11 protein-coding genes are annotated in these 9,900 nt (G+C 43.3%); 7 read left to right on the plus strand and 4 right to left on the minus strand.

Annotated features, from left to right (window positions below; translation table 11 throughout):
- Positions 1–62: 62 nt before the first annotated feature.
- The gene (locus B0H99_RS15820) at positions 63–854 is read left to right on the plus strand and encodes an inositol monophosphatase family protein (RefSeq protein ID WP_106534657.1); all 792 of its coding nucleotides are present in this window, start codon (positions 63–65) and stop codon (positions 852–854) included.
- A gap of 38 nt (positions 855–892) precedes the next feature.
- On the opposite strand, the gene B0H99_RS15825 is transcribed toward B0H99_RS15820, so the two are convergent.
- Complete coding sequence (locus tag B0H99_RS15825) at positions 893–1,078, minus strand: YlaF family protein (protein WP_106534658.1); 186 nt, start codon at positions 1,076–1,078, stop codon at positions 893–895.
- Between the two features lie 109 nt (positions 1,079–1,187).
- Between B0H99_RS15825 and typA the strand changes: the two genes are divergently transcribed.
- Together typA and B0H99_RS15835 are read left to right on the plus strand one after the other, a co-directional pair.
- Positions 1,188–3,035, plus strand: coding sequence for a translational GTPase TypA (gene typA, locus B0H99_RS15830; RefSeq protein WP_106534659.1), 1,848 nt, complete (start codon positions 1,188–1,190; stop codon positions 3,033–3,035).
- A gap of 24 nt (positions 3,036–3,059) precedes the next feature.
- Complete coding sequence (locus tag B0H99_RS15835) at positions 3,060–3,389, plus strand: YlaH-like family protein (RefSeq protein ID WP_106534660.1); 330 nt, start codon at positions 3,060–3,062, stop codon at positions 3,387–3,389.
- Here the strand turns inward: B0H99_RS15835 and B0H99_RS15840 are convergent.
- Genes B0H99_RS15840 through B0H99_RS15850 form a run of 3 tightly spaced genes read right to left on the minus strand, consistent with a single transcriptional unit; the run spans position 3,383 to position 4,554 of the window.
- Positions 3,383–3,832 carry a hypothetical protein gene (locus B0H99_RS15840; protein ID WP_106534661.1) on the minus strand — a complete coding sequence of 150 codons (450 nt, stop codon included), beginning with the start codon at positions 3,830–3,832 and terminating at the stop codon, positions 3,383–3,385. The two genes, B0H99_RS15835 and B0H99_RS15840, sit on opposite strands and share 7 nt — an antisense overlap.
- A complete protein-coding gene (locus B0H99_RS15845) occupies positions 3,832–4,035 on the minus strand; it encodes a YlaI family protein (protein ID WP_106534662.1) in 204 nt (67 codons plus the stop codon). Before B0H99_RS15845 ends, B0H99_RS15840 begins: the two co-directional genes overlap by 1 nt.
- Positions 4,036–4,047: 12 nt before the next feature.
- Positions 4,048–4,554 carry a hypothetical protein gene (locus tag B0H99_RS15850; protein ID WP_106534663.1) on the minus strand — a complete coding sequence of 169 codons (507 nt, stop codon included), beginning with the start codon at positions 4,552–4,554 and terminating at the stop codon, positions 4,048–4,050.
- Between the two features lie 167 nt (positions 4,555–4,721).
- On the opposite strand from B0H99_RS15850, the gene B0H99_RS15855 reads away from it, so the two are divergent.
- The 4 genes from B0H99_RS15855 to B0H99_RS17950 all read left to right on the plus strand — a co-directional run.
- Entirely contained in the window at positions 4,722–5,003 is a 282-nt protein-coding gene (locus tag B0H99_RS15855; protein ID WP_106534664.1) for an Fpa/YlaN family protein, read from the plus strand.
- Positions 5,004–5,071: 68 nt separating this feature from the next.
- Positions 5,072–6,238 (plus strand): FtsW/RodA/SpoVE family cell cycle protein, encoded by a 1,167-nt coding sequence (locus B0H99_RS15860; protein ID WP_106534665.1) that lies wholly within the window; start codon positions 5,072–5,074, stop codon positions 6,236–6,238.
- A gap of 15 nt (positions 6,239–6,253) precedes the next feature.
- Positions 6,254–9,694 (plus strand): pyruvate carboxylase, encoded by a 3,441-nt coding sequence (gene pyc / locus B0H99_RS15865; protein WP_106534666.1) that lies wholly within the window; start codon positions 6,254–6,256, stop codon positions 9,692–9,694.
- Positions 9,695–9,709: 15 nt separating this feature from the next.
- Positions 9,710–9,900 (plus strand): hypothetical protein (locus B0H99_RS17950; protein WP_219905828.1); only part of this gene is annotated, 191 nt, incomplete at its 3' end.

Consider the following 9,900-nt stretch of genomic DNA (forward strand, 5'->3'; position numbering starts at 1 on the left):
TGGTTCAAGACAGTAAGTGCCTTTTTCGTTTATAATGGAAAAAATAGAAAAGAGGCGAAGGAATGGAATTGCACGCATTAGATTTATACATAAAATCATTGATCAAAGAAGCAGGTCACTTGATTCGAAATTCATTAGCAACGGAATTGGTCATAGAAGCGAAATCAAATGCTAATGACTTGGTGACAAATATGGACAAGGAAATCGAACAATTTTTCATCTCCCGGATCCGCCGCGATTTTCCAGGGCATCGAGTTTTTGGCGAAGAAGGATTTGGTGATGTTATCGAGAATTTGGACGGTACTGTTTGGATATTGGACCCGATTGACGGCACAATGAATTTTATCCATCAAAAAAGCAATTTTGCCATATCATTAGGAATTTATGAAAATGGAATCGGGAAGCTTGGATACATATATGATGTTGTTAATGACAATTTATATCATGCTGTCAACGGAGAAGGTGCCTACTGCAACGACGAACGGTTGTTGCCGTTAAAGGAGACTTCATTGGACAAATCGATAGTCGGCATCAACGCGACCTGGGTTACGCCAAACAGGTACATCAGGCATGAGGACAGCATCCGGCTGATCCAAGATGTAAGAGGTACCCGGTCCTATGGTTCGGCTGCCTTGGAACTTGCCTATCTAGCTACAGGGAGGATCGATGCATATCTATCTATGAGGCTGTCTCCTTGGGATATTGCGGGAGGCATGGTCATTGCAAAGGAAGTAGGAGCAATCGCCACTAATTTCAAGGACGAACCTGCCAACTTGCTAAAACAAGATTCGTTTATCGCAGCGAACCCATCGGTACATTCAAAAATCCTTACTGAATACATCCATGTAAAATAAGAAAAGGGCGCAGAATTTTTCTGCGCCCTTTTCTTATTTTATAGTAAACCGGCGTCCATCATTTCTTTCTTTTTCTTAAAACCCATTCCCATAACTGCGCATAAAGCTAATATAGCAATCAGAACTCCTGGTATGCTCCGAAGTCCGACTGCAGCGCCGATTCCAACCATTGATAAAATGGCTGCCAACGAATATAACATGAAGATCCATTTTATATTTTTCACTTGTTTTGCCTCCCACTGATTTGCTCGAAATAAAATCTTAGGGTTTTCCCCCTATATGTGCTATACTAACACAGTTATAGACATGAAAAAAGAATATTGGAGTGAAAGTATGACGAACTTACGTAACGACTTAAGAAACATTGCTATCATTGCCCACGTTGACCATGGTAAAACAACTCTAGTGGATCAGCTTCTTCAGCAGTCTGGGATTTTCCGTTCTAATGAACACGTAGAAGAGCGTGCAATGGATTCAAACGACATCGAAAGAGAACGCGGAATTACGATTCTTGCAAAAAACACTGCGATTCAATATAAAGATGCTAAAATCAATATTTTGGATACTCCAGGACATGCCGATTTCGGTGGAGAAGTAGAACGCATCATGAAAATGGTTGATGGTGTTTTACTAGTTGTCGATGCTTACGAAGGCTGTATGCCGCAAACGCGTTTTGTACTAAAGAAAGCGTTAGAGCAAAACTTAAAGCCAATCGTTGTTGTTAACAAAATTGACCGCGATTTCGCGCGCCCTGAAGAAGTGGTTGACGAAGTCATCGAATTGTTTATCGAACTTGAAGCAAATGACGAGCAATTGGAATTCCCGGTTATTTTTGCCTCAGGCATGAATGGAACTGCCAGCCTTTCATCTGACCCTGCTGACCAAGAAGAAAACATGCAGGTTATTTACGATGCAATTATGGATCATGTACCAGCGCCAATCGATAACAGAGATGAGCCACTTCAATTCCAAGTAGCGCTTCTTGATTATAGTGATTATGTTGGACGTATCGGGATTGGCCGTGTGTTCCGCGGAACTATCGAAGTGGGCCAATCTGTTGCTTTAATGAAACTGGATGGTTCGGTCAAGAATTTCCGGGTTACAAAAATGCACGGATTTATGGGCCTTAAACGGATAGAAATCGAAAAAGCCGAAGCTGGCGATTTGATTGCTATTTCGGGGATGGAAGATATCAACGTCGGGGAAACGGTTTGTCCGGCAGACCACCCGGAAGCTTTGCCTGTTCTTCGCATTGACGAGCCGACACTGCAAATGACATTCCTTGTTAACAACAGCCCGTTTGCTGGTAAAGAAGGAAAATGGATCACTTCTAGAAAAATTCAGGAGCGTTTAGATGCTCAGTTGCAAACTGACGTATCTCTGCGTGTAGACCCTACAGATTCACCGGATGCATGGATTGTATCTGGACGCGGAGAATTGCATTTGTCGATTTTGATCGAGAACATGCGCCGTGAAGGATTCGAACTTCAAGTATCAAAACCGGAAGTTATTGTAAAAATGGTTGACGGTGTTCGTTGTGAACCAGTAGAACGTGTACAAGTTGATGTTCCTGAAGAATACACTGGAGCGATCATTGAATCACTTGGTGAGCGCAAAGGTGAAATGCTAGATATGGTCAATAACGGAAGCGGCCAAGTTCGTTTGGTATTCAACGTACCAGCACGTGGTTTAATCGGTTACACTACTGAATTCTTAACGCAAACTCGTGGATACGGAATTATCAACCATACGTTCGACAGTTACCAGCCGGTTGCTTCAGGACGCGTTGGTGGGCGCCGCCAAGGTGTACTTGTTTCCATGGAACGCGGTAAAGTTTCAACTTACGGCCTAATGGGCATCGAAGATCGTGGAACAGCATTTGTAGAAGTGGGCGCTGAAATTTATGAAGGCATGATCGTCGGCGAACATAACCGCGACAGCGACTTGACAGTAAACATTGTTAAGATCAAAGCTGCAACAAACATCCGTTCAGCTAACAAAGATCAAACTACTACATTGAAAAAAGCCCGTTTAATGAGCCTTGAAGAAGCGCTTGAGTATTTGGCTGATGATGAGTATTGTGAAATCACTCCGCAAACTATCCGTCTGCGCAAGAAAATTCTTGATAAGAACGAACGCGAGCGCATGGCTAAGAAAAAGAAAGTTGCTATTGAAGAATAAATGAATGGGAAGGATGTATAACCCATGGGCGATCAAGCTTTTGTCTATGAAAGAATGTATCCGTTAGCCCGGTTTTTGTATGAGACAATGCCTAATTTCGAGATTGCAGGATATGCACTGTTTGCTGTGATCTTCCTCCTATCTGCGTTTGTTTATAAATTAGGCTTTGCTAAGAAATTATCAATCGGCCAAAATGCCGTGATTGCTTTGTTTCTTCTGGTCGGTGGACTAGGGCTGACATTTTTAGCCCTTTTCTTGCCGGTAGTCGAAGGCCTTGTTATTGCAGCACTGATTTTAATTTTGTATAAAATACGCTTATGGCGTGAAAAACGCGAAAACGCTGCTTCTCAATGAGAAGCAGCGTTTTTTCGTTCAAAAGTTTTATAAAGAACTGGCAATACTAGTGCATATGCCAAGTGGGCAAATACCCAGTAAAGAATTGCTTCTCCATCGAACACCCCGGGGATTTCAGGATTCACTGCAAGAATCGACAAGGGAAAGTAAAGCAGGTAAGTCGGCGCGCATAAAATCAAGCTGATTAGCACCAGTTGTCCAAAAGGGTAGGGCCGTCGCTTGGCGAGATAGACATACACAATGCCGATGATTAACGAAATGGCAATGTGGAAGGAAAATTCCACCGGCTCCGACCAATCAATTGACCCCACAATCGGTATAAAATCAACATTCAAAAGCAAGGCGTATACTTGAACACCTGTTATTGATTGAATCCATTTCAGCAAGAAGCCGATTAAGAGGCCGCTCCAAAAACCAATCCAAATGCCTTTGAGCAGCTTCATCAGAAGTCATCCTCTATTCTGCGGGAGCTGCGGTAAAAACGGAAAGAACCGGATGCAAGGCGTTCATTTGTACGCTCTGTGATCCGTTCGTGGCATTCGTCGCACATATGTGTATGAATGGGACGGTTCCGTAAGCGTTTAGCTTGGAGGGTATCATCATTGAGCTCTTCAATCTTATCGCAAATTACACATTGTACACGCATCATTGATCTCTCCTATTCGACTCGGATCGCAGTCACATCTGTAATCGGATTTTGCTGATTCGAACCATCCGGCAACAGCACATGGACAGGTCCATCTGATTTTAAAGGCTTGCCATCTTGGCTGAATTTAAAAATCAGTTTTTTCGCCTCTTCAATGGAAAAAGCCTGTTCGCCATTAGCTGTTTCAATCACAACAGATTTTGCATGCTCTGCCGGTTCTGCGTTTTCCAAAAACGGTTTGAAAATCATACCGAAAGTTCCGGTCATCATCTCGTTTTTTTCTTTTCTATTATAAGTCTTTTCCGAGTTTAAAGTCGGGGGGACAATCGCGCCTTCCATAATTTCTCTCGACCAGTGCTCCCCCATACCGCGCTTGTATTCTTCAAGCTCATCACGCTCGACTCTTGCTTCAACAAAATAAGTTTCCAGATCGAGTTTGCGGTCATCAAAAATCCAAACTGTTGGATCGATTGTAATTTTATACTTAACCTCGCCTTTAAACGGTATAATAAATTCCATGCAAAACCCTCCATTAAAATAATCCATCTTTTATCAGTATACCGTTTCCTTGGGAATTCCCAAAGGGATTAATTCTCGAGAGGATAGAGGCTTGCATTTTTACTGTCTAGCATATACACTTTAAACAAGTCACTGAACATGAAATTTCATTAAATGGGGGAGTCCTCATGGAACATACAGAAGAACAAACTTATCAAGTCAAGGCTTTAGAACTCCTCAAAGCAGATGCAGAAAAAATTGAGCAATTGATCAAAGTTCAAATGGACAATTTGACATTGCCTTCATGTCCACTATATGAAGAAGTTCTTGACACTCAAATGTTCGGCTTGTCTCGTGAGATTGATTTTGCCGTTAAGTTAGGCTTGATCGAGCGCGAAACCGGCAAGAATTTAATAGATACGCTTGAGAAGAAACTGTCTGTCCTGTTAGAAGCGTATACGAATAAATGACTTGAAACTCAAACGAACCCTGTTTGAGTTTTTTTACTAATCCCACAACATGAATGAGGTAATAGGCAATGAAACAATACATAAAGAGATACTCGAAAAATTTGGATTATCCACTTCTTTTAACATACATAGCGTTGTCGATTTTCGGTTTGGTGATGATTTATAGTGCGAGCATGGCATGGGCTGTAAATGTTTACGGCTGGGAAGCGGACCATTTCTATAAGCAGCAACTAGTCAACTTATCACTGGCTTTTCCCGTATTTATCGTGTCCGCCCTTTTCCCGTATAAGCATTTCAGCAATAAAGGAATGATGAAACTCATACTGGGCGTTATTTTTCTTGGGCTAGTTTTGGTACATCTTATCGGCTATGCCGGTGGGGGAGCTAAAAGCTGGATCAATCTTGGATTTGCGAGCGTACAGCCATCAGAAGTGGCGAAAGTGGGCATTATTCTATATTTATCAGGCGTATTTGCTAATAAAAACAGAAAAGGTATGATCAACAATTTTAATGAATCGATTGCTCCGCCGGTAATCGTCTTGACGCTCGTACTGTTTTTTGTATTTTTGGAACCTGATTTAGGCTCCATGATAATCATTGGAGCTGTCGGCTTATGCGTAATGCTGGCAAGCGGAATTCGTTTTAAATTGTATTTGAAACTTTCATCCATTGTCCTTGCAGGAGCGGCGCTGTTTATTTTGCCAATGATCTTTTTTGCGCAAGACAAAGTTTTTACAGAAAAGCGGCTTGGCAGATTGGATGCTTTCTTTAACCCATTTGAAGATGAATTAGGGTTTGGCATGCAGATAGTTAACGGTTATTTAGCTATAGGTTCAGGCGGTTTAAGCGGCCTTGGCCTTGGGCAATCAGTTCAGAAGCTCGGATATTTGCCGGAACCGCATACGGATTTTATTATGTCTGTTATAGCGGAGGAGCTAGGCGTTTTTGGCGTAGCTTTCGTTTTGGTCGGTCTGGCATTTATCGTCCTTCGCGGACTGTCTATTGCCATGACAACAAAAGATCCGCTAGCGAGAATGCTGGCTGCCGGCGTGGCTAGCATGATCGGAATTCAAACCTTCGTCAATCTCGGGGGGTTAACAGGAATTATTCCATTGACTGGTGTCACACTTCCATTCATAAGCTATGGCGGAACGTCTGTTATTTTGTTATCTTTAGCTATGGGAGTATTGATGAATGTTTCCATGTTCCACAAAGTTGAAAAATTGAAAAAGTAAAGGGTGTGCTGCGGAGTGAAGACAATCAACAAAATCTTAGTAGCAAATCGTGGGGAAATCGCTATCAGGGTTTTCCGCGCTTGTACAGAACTGAATCTTCGGACAGTTGCAATTTATTCACAAGAGGACAGCGGATCTTATCATCGTTTCAAAGCGGATGAATCTTACCTGGTTGGCAAAGGGAAAAAACCAATTGATGCTTATTTGGATATTGAAGATATTATCCGGATCGCCAAGGATTCAGACGTTGATGCAATTCATCCTGGATACGGCTTTTTGTCGGAAAACGTGCACTTTGCACGGCGATGTGAAGAAGAAGGGATCGTCTTTATCGGCCCGACATCCCGCCATTTGGATATGTTTGGAGATAAAGTTAAAGCAAGAACGCAAGCGATTGCAGCCGGCATTCCGGTAATACCAGGTACAGACGGCCCGGTAAAATCACTTGAGGAAGTAGTAGCGTTTAGCGAAAGCGCCGGATTTCCTTTAATGATCAAAGCTTCTCTTGGCGGCGGCGGTCGCGGCATGCGCATCGTCAGAACGCCGGAAGAACTTGCACAATCGTATGAACGTGCAAAATCTGAAGCGAAAGCAGCTTTTGGCTCTGATGAAATGTATGTTGAAAAGTTTGTTGAGAAGCCAAAACATATCGAAGTGCAAATACTAGGAGATACTGATGGAAATGTTATCCATCTTTATGAACGCGATTGCTCTATTCAGCGGCGCCATCAAAAAGTAGTGGAAATAGCTCCATCTAATTCAATCAACGATAAATTGCGGAACGAAATTTGTGAAGCGGCAGTCAAGTTGATGAAAAATATTGATTACATAAATGCAGGTACTGTTGAATTTTTAGTAGCTAATGACGAATTTTATTTCATTGAGGTAAATCCACGAATTCAAGTGGAGCATACAATCACAGAAATGGTGACGGGCATAGATATTGTCCATGCCCAAATCAATATCGCCAGAGGCCACACTCTTCATAGCAAGGAAATCAACATTCCGCTTCAAGCGGACATTCCGTTGTTTGGTTTTGCTATTCAATCGCGTGTAACGACAGAAGATCCATTAAACGATTTTATGCCGGATGCCGGAAAATTGATGGTTTATCGTTCAGGCGGTGGTTTTGGCGTTCGGTTGGATGCTGGCAACGGCTTCCAAGGTGCGGTTATAACTCCTTATTATGACTCTTTGCTTGTAAAATGCTCGACATGGGGAGTCACTTTCAATGAAGCAGCTGCCAAAATGGACCGTAACTTGCAAGAGTTCCGAATCCGCGGAATCAAAACCAACATACCGTTCCTGGCCAACGTCGTAAGGCATTCGAATTTTTTAAAAGGCGAATTTGATACAAGCTTTATCGACACGACGCCTGAATTGTTCATTTTCCCTGTAAGACAAGACCGGGGGACAAAGCTGCTGAGTTATATCGGTAACGTCACCGTCAATGGTTTTCCGGGCATTGAAAAGAAAAAGAAACCGATTTATTCACATCCAAGAAAACCGAAAGTGGATTTAACGTCACCGGCTCCAAGCGGCACGAAGCAAATTTTGGATGCGCATGGAGCTGAGGGGTTAGCTCAATGGATCCATGACCAAAAAGATGTGCTTTTGACAGATACAACGTTCCGTGATGCCCATCAATCGCTTTTGGCAACTCGGTTGCGTTCATACGATATGTTTGAAATTGCAAAAGAAACTGCGCGTCTTCAAAGCGATCTTTTCTCTCTTGAAATGTGGGGGGGCGCAACATTTGACGTCTCATACCGCTTCTTAAAAGAAGATCCTTGGCAGCGGCTGATCAAACTCCGCCAAGAAGTTCCGAATGTTTTGTTTCAGATGCTGTTCCGCGGCGCTAATGCTGTCGGCTACAAAAACTATCCGGACAACGTTATCCGGGAATTTGTCCGCAAGTCGGCTGAAGCAGGAATCGATGTTTTTAGGATATTCGACAGCTTGAACTGGATTAAAGGCATGGAAGTGGCAATTGATGAAGTTCGCCAATCCGGAAAAGTTGCTGAAGCAGCAATTTGCTATGCAGGTGATATCCTGGATCCGAGCCGCGACAAGTACACGGTGGAGTATTACAAGAAAATGGCGAAAGAACTGGAAGCGTCAGGCGCCCATATTTTAGCGATAAAAGACATGGCAGGTTTATTGAAACCAGAAGCAGCATACCGTTTAATAGCTGAACTGAAAGATACAACTTCTTTGCCGATTCATCTTCACACGCACGATACAAGCGGCAATGGCATCTATCTCTATGCAAAAGCAATTGAAGCGGGTGTAGATATTGTTGATACAGCCCTTGGCTCGATGTCTGGATTGACTTCTCAGCCAAGTGCGAACTCATTGTATTACGCTATGAACGGAAGCGGCCGGGAAATAAGAACCGATATTGGATCACTCGAAGAGATTTCCCATTATTGGGAAGATGTCCGTAAATATTATGCTGATTTTGAAAGCGGCATGAACAGCCCGCATTCTGAGATTTATGTACATGAAATGCCGGGCGGACAATACAGCAATCTGCAACAACAAGCAAAAGGTGTAGGATTAGGCATGCGCTGGGATGAAGTGAAGGCGATGTATTCCCGGGTCAACTTGTTGTTTGGAGATGTTGTCAAAGTAACGCCGTCATCGAAAGTTGTTGGTGACATGGCATTGTTCATGGTTCAGAACGATTTAGATGAGTACACGGTTCTGACAAAAGGAAAATCAATCGATTTCCCTGAGTCCGTCATTGAGTTTTTTGAAGGCTATATCGGCCAGCCTTATGGCGGGTTTCCGAAAGAACTGCAAGAGGTTGTGCTGAAGGGCCGCCAGCCGATTACAGTCCGTCCAGGAGAATTGCTTGAGCCAGCCGATTTTGACGCCATCAAGAAAACCTTATACGACAAGCTTGAGCGTCCGGTGACGAGCCATGAAATTTTGGCATACGCACTATATCCAAAAGTTTTTGAAGAGTATACGGAAACATCCAAGCAGTTTGGCAATGTTTCGGTTCTTGATACGTTGACTTTCCTTTATGGCATGAGGCTTGGGGAAGAAATCGAAGTGGAAATTGAAAAAGGTAAAACCTTAATGATCAAAATGGTGTCCATCGGCGAACCGCAAAAAGACGGCAAGCGGACTATTTATTTTGAACTGAACGGCCAATCGCGCGAAGTGAATATCCAGGACATGACAGTAGAAACAGATGTTACAGCAAAACAAAAAGCAAATCCGACAGATGAATCCCATATTGCAGCAACCATGCCGGGAACGGTCTTAAAAGTGGTTGTTGAAAAAGGGGCTAAAGTTGATCGTGGAGACCATTTGCTGGTGACTGAAGCAATGAAAATGGAAACGACTGTCCAAGCTCCTTTTGATGGTACAGTAAAAGAAATTTATGTCGGTACAGGCGAAGGTATTTCGACCGGAGACTTGCTGATCGAAATGGAACGACATTAAAAAAGCAGATGCCGATTGGCATCTGCTTTTTCAGGCTGTCGAGAAACTCTCGGCAGCTTTTTTCATTTCGCTCCAGGCGGACGCTTTCCGCGGGCACGGCCTCAGCCGCTTCCTTCGCTTCGCTCTGTCCAGGGTCTTCGGCTCGCGCTGGTCCCGCTGGAGTCGCCGCCTTCCGCTCCATTTGCGACTTTTGCAGGTTTTCATTG

Origin of the sequence: Planomicrobium soli (assembly GCF_003014655.1) — a bacterium.
Classification (GTDB): Bacteria; Bacillota; Bacilli; order Bacillales_A; family Planococcaceae; genus Planococcus; species Planococcus soli_B.